The sequence below is a fragment of the Kribbella deserti genome (assembly GCF_042434725.1).
GTDB lineage: Bacteria > Actinomycetota > Actinomycetes > Propionibacteriales > Kribbellaceae > Kribbella > Kribbella deserti.
Window position 1 is genome coordinate 183,398 of sequence record NZ_JBHLTC010000036.1, and the last position, 17,334, is coordinate 200,731.

Below are 17,334 nucleotides of genomic sequence, written 5' to 3' on the forward strand. Positions count from 1 at the left end.
GTGACTTTCTAGGCCGAGCAGGTCAGTAATAGACGGTAAATTACAACGTGCCGGAAACTTTCCAACGGTCACATGCGGTGGTACACCTTTAACGTTCCGTGAGTTCAACAGCCGGAACGCGTAGGTCTACCGCCCATGACCTAGGAGGAAGTAATGGCTGGTTTGAATGGCGAAGTCTCGTGGTTCTGTTGCGGCAATAGCTGGGGCCCTTGCAGTAGTACCGGCCGCGGCGCCTGTGGCACCTGCCACTCCGGCAACTCCCAGCACGCGTGGCCGAACACCTCGGCCGCCTGCTACGACATCACCCGTCCCGACCGGTGCGGTATCACCGGAATGTCCTTGCGTACTTGCGGTTTCCGTCACCGCACGACCAATCTCTGCAACGGCAGGGCGATCACCACCACGATCGCGGACTGTGGTCCACAGACCGATCTCTTCTGCGGTGAACGGGCCTGCTGCGGTGGCAACTGCGGCTCGAACCGGATCATCGACCTCACGCCGGCAGCCTTCAGTGCGATCGCCTCGCTGAACGCCGGACTCATTCCCTGCAACGTCGACGTGGGCTGAGAGGACCGGCCATGACCACCTTCGATCGCCGCACCCTGCTCACCTCCGCCGTACTCGGCACCACCGCCTCACTGGTCGGCGCGAGCACCCTCGGCTCTCTCGCACCTGAAGCCGCCTTCGCCACCCGGGCCAAGTCTCCCGAGCCCGGCGCGCCAGATCCGAATTTCGCCGAAGGACGCGTCACCGGCCGCAACGGCGCGGTCGTCACGGCAGGCGGTTCGGACGGGCGGTTCCACCGGATCATGCTCACCGGCGGTACCAGCGTCTGGAAGTTGCACCCGACCACGATCGACCAGATCAACGTCGGCGACGGCCTGTACGCACGAGGCGTACTGCTGCCCGACGGCGTCCTCGCGGCCGAGGCCGTCTGGGTCAACATCGTCAACCTCAAGGTCGGAATCACCAGCATCGGCCGCAACCAGCTCACGATGAACCACCACGGCCACAAGGTGATCGGCCACGTCGTGCCGGGTTACAGCGCCGCGGTCTACAACGGCACTCCGGCGGTCTCGGACCTGTCGATGCTGTCGGTCGGACGGCACGCGCAGGTACTCGGCGCCTGGCGCCCGGACACCAACGAGATCGACATCGCCACCATCTACGCGGCCGCCTGATCGCCGCCTTCGAGAGGAGAACCGCAGATGGTGAACGATCTCGCCGCCGTGCAACCGCTTGTGCTCGGCGGAATCCTGCTCTGGTCGTCGTACGGCAAGCTCGTCGGCGACCAGGTCCCAGCCAAGGCCCGGCGTACGGCGCTGGTCCCGCTGCTGGGCAAGGACCGCGCGGTACCGGCGTTCCGGGCTGTCGGCGTGGCCGAGGTACTTGTCGGGCTGGCGCTGGTTCTGTCGCCTGTGGGCTTCGGAGCGGCCCTTGGCGCGACGGCGCTCGCAACCGGGTTCGTGGCCTACCTCGTGTACGCGAAGGTGGCCGCGCCCGACTCGTCCTGCGGGTGCGTCGGTTCGAAGGCCGCGCCAGTCTCATGGCGTTCACTCGGCCGGGCTGGCCTGATGCTGCTCGGGGCGGTTCTAGCGCTTACAGCCACTAGTAGCTGGTGGACGGTGTTTGCCGACCGGACGGCGTTTGCCCTTGCAGTGGTTGTCGTAGAGGCCATGGCGTTCGCCGCGCTCTCGGCTGAGCTCGACCACCTTTGGCTCGTGCCACTGCGGCGTTACCGACTTAGGCTCACGCACCCGCTTTCGAACACCGCGGGCGACTTCGAGGTACCACTCGTGAATACGCAGCAGCAGTTGTTGCGCAGTCCCGCCTACCGGGAGGTTTCGCCGTACCTGCGCTCGGACATCCGCGAGCACTGGGATGAGGGCGAGTGGCGGTTCGTCAGCTACACCGCCGCGTACGACGAACGGGCCGGGCTGGCCGTCTTCGCCGTGCCCCGAACGCAGTACGAGCCGGACGACGTACTGGTCGCCATCGTCGACGACGAGACCGGCAAGACCCTCTACAAGCCTCGACTGGTGAAACGCGCAGACCTGCTGCCAATGGCGCAGTAGTGGCTGAACGCCGGCGTCCATGGGTGCCTTCGGACGCCGGCGTTTCAGCCGGTTGTGTTCAGGACGACTTCGGCGGTTGTAGCCGCCTGGGACCAGACTGCCGCTAGTTCCGACATGGAGTGCAGCTCGGCCACGGAAAGCGTTGCGGCCTTGGACTTCTTGAGGTGAATGACCAGGTCGGGGATATCGACCTGCTGCGCACAGGTGGCGTCTGCGACGGCCGCCTTGATCTCTTGTTGTAGTAGTTCCTTGCTCTTACCGTTGGCCTCGTAGCGGGCGGAGAAGTCTTCGCTCACCTTGGCCGGCTCGGCGTATTTGTAGCCGCGGTGGTTCATACAAGTCGACCAACGCCGCATGGCCTGCTTGTACTCGGGCGAGGCCGTTGCGAGGGCCGCGAGCTTGTTGTTGAGCTCCTCCGGCACGTACGTCACACGGGCCCACGTAAGGATGTCTCCGAACAACGCGGCCTGCGCATCGTGCAGGCAGCCGTTCCCCGGGAAACTGACCGGCCCTGTGCCTGGCAGCTCGATCGCGCGACGCTGGTCGTCGGCACCGAAAAGCGCGCGGGTGAAGGCGGTCCGCGCTGCTACCGGTAGTGCCCGCACGTACTGGTCCAGGGCCGGTACGTTGCTGCCATTCGGCTGGGAAAGACCGTAGCCCTGCCGCTGGCGCTCGGCCAGGTTGAGCACGCGCTCTTCGTCCGTACGGGTGTCGGCCTTCGGTGGCTCCTTCGGATAGGCGACGCCCTGGTTCCGCATGCACCGGCCGACCAGTACCTCTTCGGCGGCCGTGAGCAGGTACTCGTGCTGGTGGAAGGACCCTGACTGCGTCAGCAGGTCGAGGGCCGTGGAATCGAGCTCGGCCGGTGGCGCGGTGAGCGCCGGGTCGCTCTTGGCGCACCCGGCGAACACCAGCGTCACGGCTACCGCGCAGGCGACCAGGCCTGTGCGCACGATGGGCCGTGTTCGCATCTCAGCACCAGCGGTTCGAGCTTGCCTTATCGTTGAAGTCGTCGTCCTTCAGGTTCTTGCGATTGCCGCCACGCTCGATCTTCTCGACGTCACCGCTGTAGCTGTGGTGCTCGTACAGCCGCACGTCGCAGGAGGTGCCGCGGTTCATGGCCGACGACGCGCAGTCGTTCCAGTTGCCGTCCGGGCAGGCCGACTGCCCGAATCGGCTCCAGTGCGTGTTGTTCCCCTCGACCGAGCCCTTCTTGCCTTCGTAGTCCTTGTGCTGCCAGAAGCACAGTAAGCCGTCGGCACAGGTCGCGGCGGCCTCGTTCGCCGAGACGGCGACCTCCGGCGCGAGCACGGCCGTGGCCTTGGTCGGTACTGCCTGGCTGGTCGCATTGGCGGCCGGCGCGAACGCCACAGTGGCGGCCAACGCGGCTACAACGACGGCGAGTTTCCTCAGCATCGTGGTGCCTCCCTTTCGGTAGGTCCGGGCGGTCCGGATCTCCACACCGGGAACGATGCGGCAACCTCCGCACAGAACTCGCACAGACGACGCACAGTCGCGGTCGGCCGACCTGGGCACGCCCGATCGCGCCCGGCTACATCGCGTCGCCGAGTTGCTGGCGTAGCTGGCGCGATTTCGGGCCACCGCGCAGGTCGTCCAGGATCATGCCGGCCTCCTGGCGGCATGCCTCGGCCTGATCGCCTTCGCCCAGGGCATCCGCGAGCCGCGCGAGCACGATGGCGGCCTGCCAGCGGTCACCGGTCTCGCGACTGGCCGCAAGGGCTTGGCGGTAGTGCTCGACGGCTCGGCCGGATTTGCCCAGCGCGACGTACACATCGCCCAGGCAACTGCGGGTGTAACGCTGCGCGGCCCGATCGCCGCTGCTCCACTGCAACCGCAGGGCCTTCCGCAGGTGGGTGAGCGCCTGGTCGAGCCGGCCCAGCGCGCGATAGGCATCACCGAGATTGCTCAGGGCCAGCCCTTTGCCGTGGGCGTCCTCGTGCAGCGTCAGGGCCTGCTGGAAACAGTCGACCGCCTCGTCGAACCGGCCGATGTCTCCCAACGCAACACCGAGGTTGTTCAGGTTCCAGGCTTGGCCGGCCCGGTCCCCGGTGACGCGCAGAATCACCAGCGCCTGCTGATGACAGGCGATGGCCTCCACATACTGATCGAGATCGGAGTGCGCGACGCCCAGGCCGTTCAGCATCATGGCCTCACCGGTGCGATCGGCCAATTGACGCGCGGCGGCAAGCCCGATCGTGTAGGTGCTGGTCCAGTCCGCCCACAGCCTGCGCCGGTAGAACCAGCTCAGCAGGAACGAAGGCAACTGCCATGCATGCCGATGGCAACCATGGTCGGCGGCCACCTGCACAGCGCTTACCAGGTTGTCGTTCTCGGCCTCGAACCACTGCATCGCCTGATGCTGATCGAACTGCCGCTGGTTGCCCACAGCTTCGAGTACGACGCGGTGGCGCGACGGCTGCAAGGCGCGATCCGCCGCGTCGGCCGTGACCGTGAACCACTCGAGCGCCCGCCGTACCGAATCTGCTTGCGCGGCAGGGGTTTCGTCCGCGCGCAGGCAGTCCCGGGCGAAGTCGCGAACCAGATCGTGGAAGCGGTACCGCCCGGGCGTGATCTGTTCCAGCAGGTAGAAGTCGAGCAGGTGGTCCAGAATCAACTCGGCGTTCCGGGGCGTGAGGCCGGCCAGCGCGGCGGCCGACTCCGCCGTGAAGTCGTCGCCCGGATGCGCCCCGAGCTGGCGGAACAAGCGGCGCTGCTCATCGGTCAAAGCCTTGTAGGACATCTCGAAAACCGTCCGCACGCCACGATCGCCCAGGTCCAGCTGGTCGAGCCGATCGCGCTCCAGCCGGTCGGCCAGATCGACGAGCCGCCAGCTCGACCGCCCGCGGAGGCGCCGGGCGGCGAGGGTCACCGCGAGCGGCAGGTAGCCGCACAACCGGGCGACCCGCGCGGCGGCTTCCGGCTCGGCCGCGATCCGCTCAGGACCGAGCACGCGCGCCATCAGTTCGACGGCCTCCGGCTCGGAGAAGACGTCCAGCCCCAGCATCACCGCACCATCGAGCCCAGCCAGGGAACAACGCGTCGTCACCAGCACGAGGCTCTCGGGACCTCCCGGCAGCAGTGGCCGTACCTGCTCCTCGCTGACCGCGTTGTCCAGCACCACCAAGGCCTTCGAACCAGCGAGGCGTTCCCGAAAGAGGGCCGCCCGTTCGTCGAGTTCACGCGGGACCTGCTCGGCCGATACCCCCAGGGCATGCAGGAAGGTGCCGAGTACGGCGCTGGGCTCGGCCGGTCGTTGCCGGCCATCGAACCCGCGCAGGTCCGCCCAGAGCTGGATGTCGCCGTCGGCCGCGAACCGGTGGGCCGCGTGAATGGCCAGCCGGGTCTTGCCGACGCCCGCCATGCCCTCGATCACGCACACCGTCACCGGGCCGCGAACCGCCTCGTCGACGAGTCGCCGCAGCCGCGCGAGTTCGTCGTACCGGCCGGTGAAGTCCGCGATATCCATCGGCAACCGGCGAGGCCTGGTCCTCGAACGAGCCGGAGCCGCGACGGGGCCGCAATCCAGGATCTCCCGCTGCATGCTCTGCAGGCGTGGACCGGGTTCGATGCCGAGTTCCCGCACCAGCCGCGCGCGGGTCTCGCGGAAGACCTCCAGCGCCTCCGCCCGACGGCTCGACCGGTGCAGCGCGAGCATCAGTTGGGCGCTGAGATCCTCGCGCAACGGGTTCTGCCCGACCAGACTCTGCAATTCGGCGACCAGCGAGGCGTGGTTACCGAGTTCGAGGTTGGCCTGGCAGTGCTGTTCGATCACCTCGAACCGGCGATCCTGCAACCGCCCGATCTCCGCCTGCAGGGCCGGACCGATCGCCTGGCCTTCCAGCGGTTGGCCTCGCCAGAGGTCCAGCGCCTGCCGGAAATACGCCGCCGCGGTGGCGAAATCCTCGTCCCGCAGGGCATTGCCACCCGCCTGCGCGAACTGCTCGAACCGGGCCATGTCCAGCTCGGCCGGATCCAGCAGCAGGCAGTATCCGCCGCCGCGCGTCACCAGTTCGGCCCGCTCGTCGCGCAGCGCCTTGCGAAGGCCCGCGACGTACGTCCGCAGATTCGACTCGGGCGCCCGTGGCGGGTTGTCCCAGGCCGCACGGGTGAGATACCCGATGCTCGCGGTGTCGTTGGCCCGCAGCAGCAAGGCGGCCAGCACCGCCCGTTGCCGCGGCCCGCCCAACCGCTCGACCTGGCCAACCTCGAGTGCGCCAAGCAGACGGAATCGTGCCTTGGTTTCCCCCAGCAACCCGGCATCCCCTCAGTGATGTCACCTCACGTAATCACCAGAGCGCGATGAGTGTACCTAGACTCAGGGGCCACCGTCGCGGCTCCGCCGTGCCCGCCGGGCGAATCGCGCGCTAGTATGGAGCCAGCACAATCCTTGGCGCCGCCTTTCGCTCTGCGATGGCTGTGCCTCGTGGCCCGCGCCACGACCACCGACCAGTGGTCGTCGTTCAGACGGCGGATCGTCTCGTCGGGGTCCAACGCATCGATCGCTTGCGACAGCGGCGGGATCGAGCCGCCTCGCGGTGATCAGCCCGACTCCCGTGCGACGTTTCATCGGCTACTGCGGTGGTCTGCGGTGTTGCCATGCCGCCATGGTGAACCTGCCATGGCATTTCAGAGGAGGACTCTTGGCCCGTCGAGGCCAGCGCCAGCCCGGCGCTACCCGTACCGCCGCGCCGCAGCGGCGGCGTCGTACCCGAGCCGTCAACAACGACGGCATCATCCCGGTGCTCGCCCGCGCCGTTCGCGAGATCGAGACCGCCGTACAGCGGGGCACCCGGCAGGCCTCGACCAGCACCAAGTTCCAGGTCGTGGCCCTGCTGGTCCGCCAGGAGCGGGCCCGCGTGAAGGCCGACCAGAGCGCCACCGAGGCGTACCGCGACGAGCAGCTGCGGCGTCTCGACGGCGTTGCCACGATCCTCGCGAAGACCGCCGCCCGGGACACCTCCCTGCTCGCGCTGCTCGCCGAGGACGCCGTCGTCTCCCCTGCCGCCGCCGCGCTCAAGCGCGAGATGCTGGAGGCCGCCGGCTTCGAGCCGCTCGAAGACGAGCCTGAGGACGACGAGCCGGCCCCCACGCAGGCCCCCACCGAACGCCGGGTCGTGCCGCAGTCGGTGGTCTCCCGCCAGCTGGCCAACCCGTTCCTCGCGCCCGACTTCAGCGCCGCCGGCGCACGCCAGCCGCGCGTACGGCGCCTGACCGGCTGGGAGTTGATCGGCCCGCTGCTCAAGTCCTTCGAGTACGCCGCGGCCGGAGCCTCCACCGGTAAGACCCTGCCCGAGCCCTCCGCCGTACGGACGCCGCGCGGAGTCGAACTGATGCCGCACCAGGCGCAGCTCGTCGCGGCTGCGGCCTCGGGCCATCGAACCTTCCTGCTGGCGGACGAACCAGGTCTGGGTAAAACGGCACAGGCCCTGCTGGCCGCGCAGGCCGCGGACGCGTTCCCGCTGCTGGTCGTCGTACCGAGCGTGGTCAAGGCCAACTGGGCCCGCGAGGCCGGTCTGTGGACGCCGCAGCGGACCGCCACCGTGATCCACGGCGACGGTGACACCATCGACGGCTTCGCCGACATCGTCATCGTGAACTACGACATTCTCGACCGGCACGCCGGCTGGCTCGGCGATCTCGGTTTCCGCGGCATGGTCGTGGACGAGGCGCACTTCATCAAGAACAAGAAGTCCCAGCGCTCGCGCCACGTGCTGCAGCTGTCCGAGCGGATCCGGGCGCGCACGGCCCGTCCGCTGCTGATGGCCCTGACCGGTACGCCGCTGATCAACGACATCGACGACTTCCGGGCCATCTGGCAGTTCCTCGGCTGGATCACCGAGAACGCGCCGGGCGCGGATCTGCTGGAAGCGCTCGAGGACACCGAACTGACCCCGGCCGATCCCGCGTTCTACCCGGCCGCCCGGGCCAGCGTGATCGACATGGGCATCGTGCGTCGCCGCAAGGTCGACGTGGCCGCCGATATCCCCGCGCGCCGCGTGGCCGATCTGCCGGTCGAGCTCGATTCGGCCGCCGGCCGTTCGATCCGGGCGGCTGAACGCAAACTCGCCGAACACCTCGTCGAGCGGTACCACAGCGCCCTCGCGAACCGGACCTCCGGCAGCGCCGTCGAAGGTATCGACCATGACCTCGTCCGCCAGGTGGCCAGCTGGGAACGAGCCGACCCGAGCAAGCCGAAGACCGGCGAGAACGTGTTCAGCCTGGTACGGCGTATCGGCCAGGCGAAGGCCGGACCGGCCGCGGATTACGCCGCGCAGCTCGCGCACAACGCGGGCAAGGTGGTCTTCTTCGCCAAGCACGTGGACGTTCTCGACACCGCCGAGGGCATTTTCGCCGAGCGCGGTATCCGCTACGCGTCGATCCGGGGCGATCAAACCCCGGCCAAGCGCCAGCAGAACATCGACGCCTTCGTCGACGATCCCGACGTCTCCATCGCGGTCTGCTCGCTGCTCACCGCCGGGGTCGGCCTCAACCTGCAGGTGGCTTCCAACGTCGTACTGGCCGAGTTGTCCTGGACCGACGCCGAGCAGACCCAGGCCATCGATCGCGTGCACCGAATCGGTCAGGACGAACCGGTCACCGCCTGGCGAATCATCGCCGCCCAGACGATCGACACCCGGATCGCCGAACTCATCGACAGCAAGGCCTCGCTGGCCGCGAAGGCGCTGGACGGCTCCGACGAGGAAATCGCCTCCTCCGCCGACATCCAGCTCCAAGCCCTGATCGCCCTACTCACCAACGCTCTGGAGGCCTCGGCCTGACCCGGTGACGACCAACTGGCGGAGTGCGCGAAGCTCGCGCGGCGGGCAGTTCCAGCCGAGCACTCCGACCACCACCTCGTTCTCCTGGTAGGCGACGGCGAACTTCCGGTCGGCGGGCTCGCCGTACACGACGGTCGTCGTTGAGTCCGGGGGAAAGATCCCGTAGCCCTGCAGGCGTACGCCGTACTGGTCGCTCCAGAAGTACGGGACGGGGGCGAACGGCTGGTCGGCGCCGAGCAGGTTCGCCGCTACCGCCGTTGCCTGTTCGCTCGCATTGTGCCGGTGCTCCACTCGCATCCGCCGGCCGAAGTGCGGGTTGTACCAGGACGCCACGTCGCCCGCGGCGTAGATCCCGGGCGCCGCGCGACACAACTCGTCGCATTCGACACCGTCGCCGAGCGAAAGGCCCGAGCCCGCGAGCCAGGCCGTCGCCGGGATCGAGCCGACCGCCACGACGACCACGTCCGCGTCGAGCACCGTCGCGTTGGTCAACCGGACACCGGTCACCCTGCCCGCGCTGGCCTCGAATCGCGAGACGCCCGTGTTCAGCTGGAGCCGAACGCCGTGATCGCGATGGGTCTGGCCGACCAGGGCCGCGACACCTGCGCCTACCTGGCGGTACAACGGCGCCGGCAGCGGGTCGACCAGCGTGACGTCAAGGTTCATACCGCGCGCGGTTGCCGCGATCTCGGCACCGAGGAAGCCGGCTCCGACAACCACCACTTTCGGACCGCTCAGTAGCGCCACCCGCAGGGTCACGGCGTCGTCCAGGGTCCGCACGTGGTGCACACCCGCCAAGTCGTCGCCTGGCAAACGTCGTGGAGTAACTCCGGTCGCGATCACGACAGCGTCGAACGCCAGCCTGTCATCGGCGATCCGGAGTTCGCGGCGCCGTACATCCATCCCGGCCACGGTCTGTCCCAATCGGAGCTCGGCGTCGAGCCTGGCGATCGCCGCTTCATCGCGGAGCGACACCCGCTCCGGATCCCAGGCGCCGGCAAGGACCTGCTTCGACAACGGTGGCCGGTCGTACGGCGGCCGCCGCTCCGCCCCGATCAGCGTCAGCCGGCCGTCGTACCCCTTGACTCGCAGGGCTTCCGCGGCGGACAGACCCGCGACCGACGCACCGACGACCACAACGTTGCGAGGCACAGTTCGATGAGGCGCAGTCTGGCGGGGCGCGGTTTGGCGGGGCGCGGTCACCAGTCTTCGACCGTGATCGCCATCGCGGGGCAACCTGCGGCCGCGTTGTGGGCATCCGCGAGCCGGTGATCCGGCGGGTTGTCGTCCAGCACTACGGCGACCCCGTCCTCGTCACGCTGGTCGAACAAGTCCGCCGCGGCGAGCACGCATTGCCCGGAGGCGATACACCTGTCCTGGTCCACGAATACCTTCATCGGTTGTCTCCTCGGTTCGTGGCAGGGCGACGGGCACCTTGCTTGCGGCGTTCCAGCAGCCAGTCGGTGAACAACAGCAGGAGCAGCGGGCTGAGCCAGACACCGATGCTCGTCGCGGTGTTCTGCATCATTTCCTCGCTACCGCCGAAGGTGGTGTCCACCCTTGGCGTGAGGATGATCATGGCCGGGATGTTGATGACCCGGCTCAACGCGATGGACATGGCGAGCGCGAAACTGCGCGACATCCAGCGCCGGTGCTCGTCGTACCGCCGCTGACGCGCCATCCGGAAAGCGGCGATCGTGACGATGAGCCAAAGGGCCGATCCCACCAGGTTGGCCACCCGGACGGACGGACCGGCCGAGGTGTACCAGCCGATGTACAGGCCGAGCACACCGGCCGGAAGCACGCCGGCGAAGACGTAGATCCGGCCGGTGATTCGATGCCCGCGCCGGTGACGCGCCCGGAAGGCGGGCCAGACCTGGAAACAGGCCGTCGACATCGCGATGGTGCCGCACAACACGTGCACGACCAGGAGTGGGTAGTACAGGTCGTTGCCCGGCGGCGGCTCGAGGCACGAGTGGGCCGGATCGAACGTCAGGTAGGGCGGCACGGAGAAGGCCAGGAAGGCGACCGCCGCCATCATCAGCGGCACGATCCAGGTGCGGCGCCACCACACCTGCGCGCGATGAGTCGGAGGTGTTGGCGGCGGCGCGGTCAGGGTTGAAGTCATAACGATCCGTTCAAGGAAGGAAGCCGGGCGAAACTATGTATAGCATACGTTTTACGTACGACGTACATAGATTTAGGATGGCCGTTAACCGACGGGATGGTGGATGACGAAGCGCGACAGCAAGGACCCGAAGCCCCTGCACAGCCTCGACCTGCTGTGGTCAGGACGGCCCCAAGGGCAGCGCGGTCCCCGGCCTCAACTCAGCGTGGAGCGGATCGCGCAGGCGGCGGTTCAGATCGCGGATACCGACGGGCTCGAGGCGCTGTCCATGCAGCGCATCGCCAAGGAACTCGGCTACTCGACGATGTCGCTCTACAACCACGTCCCGAGCAAGGACCTCCTACTGGAGGTTGCCGCCGACATCGGCGCCGGCCCGCCGCCCGACCTCGGCGACACCGACGACTACCGGCAGGCGATCCGCAACTGGGTCAGCGCACTATGGAACGGTCTTCGGGTACGCCCCTGGATGCTGCGAGTCCCGCTCGACCACGCGGCGATGGGCCCTCATCAACTGGCCTGGCTCGAGCGCCTCCTGCGCCCATTACTCGCCGCGGGCCTGGTCGGAGGCGAGGCGAGGGTGGCAGCGCTACACCTGACGGCGGTCGTACGAGGCACAGCGCAGATCAGCCTCAGCATGACGAGCACACCAGACGCCGACGGCTACCCACGCCCCGACGCCGCTCTAACCCGAATCGTTGCCGAGTTCATCGACCCCGAACAGTTCCCAGCCCTAACAGCCGTTTACAAGGCCGAACTCGAAACCCCTCCCACCGACCACCAACCCGGCAAGGACGGCCTCCCCTTCGAACTAGCCTTCGGCGTAGACCGCTTCCTAGACGGCATCACTCACTACGTCACCACCAAAAACCCACCTACCGACCACTAACCACCACCCAGCGGTCACCTCTGCCGATTCGTCGAGCCCTATACGACGGACGGGTTAGTCGCGTGGTCCGGTCGGCCGGGTTCGGTCATTCGGCGTTGCGCCAAAGGTCGCGCGCCGCCAACCAGATATTGCGGTCCGCCAACTGCCTCGGCGCGCTGGCACGAGCTCGGGCCACTCTCGATGGCGTACCCGGTGGGTCCCAGGGTTCAGGCGCAGGCGGAACCGACTTGGTCCATCGCGGCCGAGGAATCCCTGTGTCATCAGCGATCTTCTCCGCGATGCCGGCCAGCAACGCATCGAACGCCGCATTGCCCGTACGAGCCGGGGCGCCTCGATCGCCTGTGCCGCGAGCTGCGGATGCGCGGTAATCCAGTCCAGGAAGCCGCGAAGTCGCGTCCAGTCGACGCCACTCCCCTCCCCCTCGGGCCGGTAAGCCGCGATGAGATCGGCGAGAGCGGGCCCTGTCGCATCAGCGCCTCGAGGAACAACGCTGACCGAAAGCTGACCACCGGCCGCAGCGATCAAGCGCGCGAGCATCGTCAAGGCCACCGACAATCCTCACACAGGCATAGCCGCATTGATCCGTGTTTCTGGTTGGGCTACTCGAGTGGCATCGGACCTTGAGCGCATTGCCCAGGGACTCGTCGACTACCTCGACGCCAATCCGCGCATCGCCGCAGACCTGTCCGGCGCAGCCGCAGAATGCCAGGAACTCGCCGGATTAGCGGCCGAGCTGTCGATAATTCTGCCCGAGGCGGCCGCAGTGGCTGAGTACCTTCATCAGGCGGCACACGACTGCGGCCAGGCCGCACAGCTATCGGCTCACGCGGCGGTGATCGGCCGGACCTGGGCAGTCGAAGCGCTTGGTGGCGGGATCACCCAACGCCCATCAGGAGCGATCACGCGAGATGCGCCTGCTGGAAACCTCGACCCCGTTGTGAAGCCCAGTAGCGCCGACGAAGACAGTCATGAGGCTGGTAACGCGGTTGAACTGAGCATTGACCTGTCGGACGCCAAGCCGGATGCCGGGCCGCTCCAGCAGGACCGGGCATTGATCGAACTGTCGACCAGACAGCCTGACCATCTACCCACCCTCAGCGCGCCGCCTCCCAACGCGCATGTCCGCGTCGATAGCAAATTCGCCTACGACACCGATGAGGACGGACGTGTGGTGTCCGCAGAGGCATCCTTGGATCTGATCGACCTGGCCCATCCCCGCGACTCCAACGCGCAACGCAAGCTGATCGGGAAACTTCCAGGCGATCACGCCGGCCACATCTTCGCCCGAATCTTCCAGGGGCCAGGCGGAACCATGAACCTGGTACCGATGCAGGGCGATCGGGTAAACCTGAGCCAATACAAGATGCTGGAGAATCATTGGCGCCGCATCATCGATGCCGGCGGCACGGTCGACATATCGGTCAGTTCACCTACACCGCAGACAGTCGCCGACCAGATGTCATCGCAGTCGAATATCGTCACCCGGGCGGAGTCGAATGGGTGGAAATCGAGAACGATCCGACGCCAGGAGGACAGGCATGAAGGGCCGATCGCAGGAGTTGCTGATTGCCGCAGCCAAGTCGCTTGCGAGAGTGGCGCCGGCCGGATGGACGCGTGCTGAACTCCACATCACCGGCGTGGGCGGCATGACCAAAACGAAAGTCGTCATCACCACCGCCGAGGGCACCGCCGACTGCACAGTCGGCCTCGACGAAGCCGGCCGCACCGCTGCCCGGCAGCTCCGCAAAGAGATGCACCAACCCGCCAAGGGGACTTGGTACAACGCGCGCCTCGAACTCCAGCCATCGGGCAAGCTCAACGCTGATTTCGATTACGACAACCCACCGTTCGACGGCGACGCGGACGCCGACCTGCTGCTGGAAGACCAGCGATTGTTTCCCCGTGACGGTGGGCATTTGCCTGGATGGCACCCAGCAGCGTCGCGCTAGTCCAGCGATGTCGCGGCGTGACCGGGCGCAAGCTGGGCGGCCCCGTGTCGGCCCGCTGTTCGGTGAGCGGGCCGGCACGGTGTCGGGCTAGCAGGCGGGGATGAGCCTGGGGGAGATGTCGCGCACGTTTCTGGTGGTGTACTTGTTGCTTCCGACCCAGGCCGTGAAGGACGTGCCGTTGTACGAGCCGGCGTAGATGTTGAACTGGGTGTTGATCCGGTTGGGCCCGATCTTCTCCCAGCCGATCGGGTAGCTGTGGTCCGACATGTAGTAGCCCCAGTTGGCCCACTTGCTCGTGTTGTTCCACATGGAGACGCGGAAGTCCTTCGACTTCAGCTCGCACATGTACAGCGTGAGTCCACCGACCCAGGCCAGCGCCTTGCCGTACGACCGCAGCTTCCGCCAGGTCTGCGGTCCGACCTTGCCGTCGACGCCGATACGGGCGTCGGCCTGGAATGCCCGGACCCGCGAACGCGTCGACGAGCCGTACACGCCGTCCGCGCGGAGGCCGCCCAGATTCACCTGGAGCTGCTTCACACAGGTGCCGCGACTGCCGTAGGCCAAGTAGGTGGTGGAGCAGCTCGCAGCCGCTGCTGCTCCACCCTCGGCTGCAGCGGCCTGCGCGATGGGAGCGGCCTGCGCGGTGGTAGCGGCCTGGACCGTCTGCATGCTCGGACTGTTGCCGTCGGCACCAGCTGTCGCGGCCAGGCCGCACACCAGGCTGCCTGCCAGTGCCGCGGTGATGATGGCGCCACGGGTGCGCGGGCGACGCAGGATGTTACTCATCTAGATCCGTTCCTCTCTTGGGGACGTCTGACAACTGCACTTTAGGTGCCTTGAGCAACAACCCTCTGCCCGTACTCCGCCCGTACTTGAGAAAAGAAACCATCCAACGAGGTGGCCGTCTGTGATGGCGTGGGTGCTGACGGTCGGCGCCGCCTGACGTCCACGGTCTCTTGCCTGCTGCCTTGGTGCTCTCGGCAACGATGCCGCCCATCCCGGGGAATGTCGTAAATCGGCGGTGCCGATCTCCGCCAGCGACAACGCCTTCCGTTGATTGGGCAGCTTGCTCAAACTCAGAGCACTCAACCGCCATCGCTGCCACTACGTCCCGGACGCGGCAGGCGCACCCCAGGTCGGCCGATCGTCGACCCGCCCCAAGGAGCAACTGTGAATCGAAACAAGACCAGGTTGGCCACTATCAGCGGACTTCTCGCTGCTGGGTTGGTGACGACGCCTGCCTTCTCAGCCGTGGCCGACCAGCCATCTCCTGGCGCTGTTGCCCACGAGTCGAAGTCCTTGGCCGCCAGCGAGCAGGCGAAGGCGCCGGCGAGTGCGGCGGCGCTGGGTCTGGCGTCGGGAGAGAAGCTGACGGTCAAGGCGGTTATCGAGGACGCCGACGGCGGTACGCACGTGCGTTACGACCGGACGTTTAACGGGCTGCGGGTGATCGGTGGCGACCTTGTGGCCCACAAGGATGCCAAGGGCGCAGTCACGGAGGTCACGTACAACCTGGGCCGCAAGGGCATTGCGCCCGCGTTGCGGACTCCCAAGATCTCCAAGGCGGCGGCACAGGCCAAGGGCCTCGCCACGGCACAGGCCACCAAGGATGAGGCGCCGGCCGGGAGCGAGTTGGTCGTTCTCGTCACTGACCAGGGGCCCAAGCTGGCGTACGACGTACTGACAACCGGCACTCGCGCGAACCAGGTTCCGACCCGGCTGCACACGTTCGTCGACGCCGGCACGGGCGCCGTGCTCTTGACCGACGACGAGATCAAGACCGGCACCGGCGACGGCATCTACGTCGGCAACGTCGCCATCAATACCACCGCCAAGGCGGGCGGCGGTTTCGAGATGAGGGACGCGGTCGGCCACACGGCCACTGACGTACACAACCAGGGCGACCCCAACACGGGTGAAGGCCCGGACGGTGACATTTTCACCGACGCCGACGACAAGTGGGGCTCCGGGGTGTACTCCGACCGTGCGTCCGCCGCCGTCGACGCGCTCTACGGCGCGCAGAAGACGTTCGACTACTACAAGACTCAGCTCGGCCGCAACGGTATCTGGAACGACGGCCGCGGGGCCCGCTCGCGCGTGCACTTCGCCAACGCGATGGTGAACGCGTTCTGGGACGGCACGCAGATGTCGTACGGCGACGGCGCGAACAACTCCGCCCCGCTCACCGAGCTGGACATCGCCGCGCACGAGATGAGCCATGGCGTCACCGAGAACACCGCAGGACTCGTGTACAGCGGTGAGGCCGGGGGGCTCAATGAGGCGACCTCCGACATCTTCGGTACGGCGGTCGAGTTCTACGTGAACAACGCCAGCGACGTACCGGACTACTACATCGGTGAAGAGATCGACATCTTCGGCACCGGCAAGCCGCTGCGGTACATGGACCAGCCGAGCAAGGACGGTAAGTCGAAGGACTGCTGGTCCTCGACGCTCGGATTCCTCGACCCGCACTACTCCTCGGGTCCGCTCAACCACTGGTACTTCATGCTCTCCGAGGGTTCGGGGGCCAAGACGATCAACGGGATCAGCTACAACTCCCCCACCTGTTCCGGCGCCGCGGCCGTGACCGGTATCGGCCGCGCGAAGGCCGAGAAGATCTGGTACCGCACGCTGGCGACCTACCTCACGTCGTCGAGTAAGTACTCCAACGCCCGGACCGGCGCGATCAAGTCCGCCAAGGACCTGTACGGCCAGGGCTCGGCGGAGTGCCTTGCGGTCGAGAAGGCGTTCACGGCCATCGCCGTCGCGGCGACGACCGAGACCTGTGGCACGGGCACTCCGGAACCCGGCTCCCCGACGGTCACCAACCCGGGCGCGCAGACGAGCACAGCAGGGACCGCTGACACGCTGCAGCTCGCAGCGACGGGCGGCACCACGCCGTACTCGTGGTCGGCGACGGGTCTCCCGGCTGGTCTGTCCGTGAACGCCTCGACGGGTCTCATCTCCGGTACGCCGACCACCGCGGCCACCTCAACGGTGACGGCGAAGGTCACCGACGCCGCGGGCAAGACGGCCAGTGTGTCGTTCTCGTGGGTCGTCTCCGGCGTTAGCGGTGGCGGGGCGTGCACCGGCGCACTCAAGTACAGCGGCACTCTCACCGCTGGCGCCAGCAGGACGCTCGCCGCCTTCACCGACAGCGACGCGGGCCAGCTCAAGGTCTGCCTCGACGGGCCGACCGGCAGCGACTTCGACGTCTACCTGCAGAAGCTCTATGGTTCCTACTGGCTGACGGTGGCCCGGGGCATCAGCCCGAACCCGGACGAGTCGTTCACCTACAACAACACGGCGGGCACCTACCGCCTCGTGGTGAAGGCCGACTCCGGATCGGGCGCCTTCACGGCTTCCGTATCGGAGTAATCGCATCCCTGCACGGACGAGTTCCGGCGCGGTGCGTCTGAACTGTTCCGCGGCAGTGGCACCTCCTCGAGCGCTGGGGCTCGGGGAGGTGCTGCGTGGGCAGGGCGTTCGTTGCTTC

At 67.3% G+C, this 17,334-nt stretch carries 15 protein-coding genes; 8 read left to right on the top strand and 7 right to left on the bottom strand.

The annotated features are described in order from the left end of the window. Nucleotides 1-153 precede the first annotated feature (153 nt). The 3 genes from ACFFGN_RS27665 to ACFFGN_RS27675 are packed head-to-tail and all read left to right on the top strand — an operon-like array spanning nt 154 to nt 2,075. The gene (locus tag ACFFGN_RS27665; protein WP_380053129.1) at nt 154-567 is read left to right on the top strand and encodes a septal ring lytic transglycosylase RlpA family protein; all 414 of its coding nucleotides are present in this window, start codon (nt 154-156) and stop codon (nt 565-567) included. An 11-nt stretch (nt 568-578) separates the two neighbouring features. Further along, nucleotides 579-1,181, top strand: a complete 603-nt coding sequence (locus tag ACFFGN_RS27670; RefSeq protein WP_380053131.1) for a cell wall protein — start codon at nt 579-581, stop codon at nt 1,179-1,181. 27 nt (nt 1,182-1,208) lie between these two features. Then, the gene (locus tag ACFFGN_RS27675; protein WP_380053133.1) at nt 1,209-2,075 is read left to right on the top strand and encodes a MauE/DoxX family redox-associated membrane protein; all 867 of its coding nucleotides are present in this window, start codon (nt 1,209-1,211) and stop codon (nt 2,073-2,075) included. A 44-nt stretch (nt 2,076-2,119) separates the two neighbouring features. Here the strand turns inward: ACFFGN_RS27675 and ACFFGN_RS27680 are convergent, their stop codons facing one another. The 3 genes from ACFFGN_RS27680 to ACFFGN_RS27690 all read right to left on the bottom strand — a co-directional run bounded on the left by ACFFGN_RS27680 (nt 2,120) and on the right by ACFFGN_RS27690 (nt 6,348). Continuing rightward, entirely contained in the window at nt 2,120-3,046 is a 927-nt protein-coding gene (locus tag ACFFGN_RS27680; RefSeq protein ID WP_380053135.1) for a hypothetical protein, read from the bottom strand. 1 nt (nt 3,047) lies between these two features. Further along, nucleotides 3,048-3,491, bottom strand: a complete 444-nt coding sequence (locus ACFFGN_RS27685; protein ID WP_380053137.1) for a peptidase inhibitor family I36 protein — start codon at nt 3,489-3,491, stop codon at nt 3,048-3,050. Between the two features lie 136 nt (nt 3,492-3,627). Further along, a complete protein-coding gene (locus ACFFGN_RS27690; RefSeq protein ID WP_380053139.1) occupies nt 3,628-6,348 on the bottom strand; it encodes an AfsR/SARP family transcriptional regulator in 2,721 nt (906 codons plus the stop codon). 388 nt (nt 6,349-6,736) lie between these two features. Between ACFFGN_RS27690 and ACFFGN_RS27695 the strand changes: the two genes are divergently transcribed. After that, the gene (locus ACFFGN_RS27695; RefSeq protein ID WP_380053141.1) at nt 6,737-8,875 is read left to right on the top strand and encodes a DEAD/DEAH box helicase; all 2,139 of its coding nucleotides are present in this window, start codon (nt 6,737-6,739) and stop codon (nt 8,873-8,875) included. Here ACFFGN_RS27695 and ACFFGN_RS27700 read toward each other — a convergent pair. The 3 genes from ACFFGN_RS27700 to ACFFGN_RS27710 are packed head-to-tail and all read right to left on the bottom strand — an operon-like array spanning nt 8,843 to nt 11,003. Then, a complete protein-coding gene (locus tag ACFFGN_RS27700) occupies nt 8,843-10,027 on the bottom strand; it encodes an NAD(P)/FAD-dependent oxidoreductase (protein WP_380053143.1) in 1,185 nt (394 codons plus the stop codon). The genes ACFFGN_RS27695 and ACFFGN_RS27700 overlap by 33 nt on opposite strands. 47 nt (nt 10,028-10,074) lie before the next feature. Then, a complete protein-coding gene (locus ACFFGN_RS27705) occupies nt 10,075-10,272 on the bottom strand; it encodes a ferredoxin (RefSeq protein ID WP_380053145.1) in 198 nt (65 codons plus the stop codon). After that, nucleotides 10,269-11,003, bottom strand: coding sequence for a DUF2306 domain-containing protein (locus tag ACFFGN_RS27710; RefSeq protein ID WP_380053147.1), 735 nt, complete (start codon nt 11,001-11,003; stop codon nt 10,269-10,271). The genes ACFFGN_RS27705 and ACFFGN_RS27710 overlap by 4 nt, the downstream gene beginning before the upstream one ends. A gap of 103 nt (nt 11,004-11,106) precedes the next feature. Between ACFFGN_RS27710 and ACFFGN_RS27715 the strand changes: the two genes are divergently transcribed. From ACFFGN_RS27715 to ACFFGN_RS27725, 3 genes are all read left to right on the top strand, one after another. Then, nucleotides 11,107-11,889, top strand: coding sequence for a TetR/AcrR family transcriptional regulator (locus ACFFGN_RS27715; protein WP_380053149.1), 783 nt, complete (start codon nt 11,107-11,109; stop codon nt 11,887-11,889). 607 nt (nt 11,890-12,496) lie between these two features. After that, nucleotides 12,497-13,510, top strand: coding sequence for a DNA/RNA non-specific endonuclease (locus ACFFGN_RS27720; RefSeq protein ID WP_380053151.1), 1,014 nt, complete (start codon nt 12,497-12,499; stop codon nt 13,508-13,510). A gap of 25 nt (nt 13,511-13,535) precedes the next feature. Then, nucleotides 13,536-13,838 (top strand): immunity protein YezG family protein, encoded by a 303-nt coding sequence (locus ACFFGN_RS27725; protein ID WP_380053153.1) that lies wholly within the window; start codon nt 13,536-13,538, stop codon nt 13,836-13,838. Between the two features lie 87 nt (nt 13,839-13,925). On the opposite strand, the gene ACFFGN_RS27730 is transcribed toward ACFFGN_RS27725, so the two are convergent. After that, a complete protein-coding gene (locus ACFFGN_RS27730; RefSeq protein ID WP_380053155.1) occupies nt 13,926-14,624 on the bottom strand; it encodes a peptidoglycan-binding domain-containing protein in 699 nt (232 codons plus the stop codon). 384 nt (nt 14,625-15,008) lie between these two features. On the opposite strand from ACFFGN_RS27730, the gene ACFFGN_RS27735 reads away from it, so the two are divergent. Next, entirely contained in the window at nt 15,009-17,216 is a 2,208-nt protein-coding gene (locus tag ACFFGN_RS27735; RefSeq protein WP_380053157.1) for a M4 family metallopeptidase, read from the top strand. Nucleotides 17,217-17,334 lie beyond the last annotated feature (118 nt).

Excerpts from the sequence above, each read along its gene's own strand:
- ACFFGN_RS27665 (WP_380053129.1), top strand. The coding sequence starts at position 154 with ATGGCTGGTTTGAATGGCGAAGTCTCGTGGTTCTGTTGCGGCAATAGC.
- ACFFGN_RS27670 (WP_380053131.1), top strand. The coding sequence starts at position 579 with ATGACCACCTTCGATCGCCGCACCCTGCTCACCTCCGCCGTACTCGGC.
- ACFFGN_RS27675 (WP_380053133.1), top strand. The coding sequence starts at position 1,209 with ATGGTGAACGATCTCGCCGCCGTGCAACCGCTTGTGCTCGGCGGAATC.
- ACFFGN_RS27680 (WP_380053135.1), bottom strand. The coding sequence starts at position 3,046 with ATGCGAACACGGCCCATCGTGCGCACAGGCCTGGTCGCCTGCGCGGTA.
- ACFFGN_RS27685 (WP_380053137.1), bottom strand. The coding sequence starts at position 3,491 with ATGCTGAGGAAACTCGCCGTCGTTGTAGCCGCGTTGGCCGCCACTGTG.
- ACFFGN_RS27705 (WP_380053145.1), bottom strand. The coding sequence starts at position 10,272 with ATGAAGGTATTCGTGGACCAGGACAGGTGTATCGCCTCCGGGCAATGC.
- ACFFGN_RS27710 (WP_380053147.1), bottom strand. The coding sequence starts at position 11,003 with ATGACTTCAACCCTGACCGCGCCGCCGCCAACACCTCCGACTCATCGC.
- ACFFGN_RS27715 (WP_380053149.1), top strand. The coding sequence starts at position 11,107 with ATGACGAAGCGCGACAGCAAGGACCCGAAGCCCCTGCACAGCCTCGAC.
- ACFFGN_RS27725 (WP_380053153.1), top strand. The coding sequence starts at position 13,536 with ATGACCAAAACGAAAGTCGTCATCACCACCGCCGAGGGCACCGCCGAC.
- ACFFGN_RS27730 (WP_380053155.1), bottom strand. The coding sequence starts at position 14,624 with ATGAGTAACATCCTGCGTCGCCCGCGCACCCGTGGCGCCATCATCACC.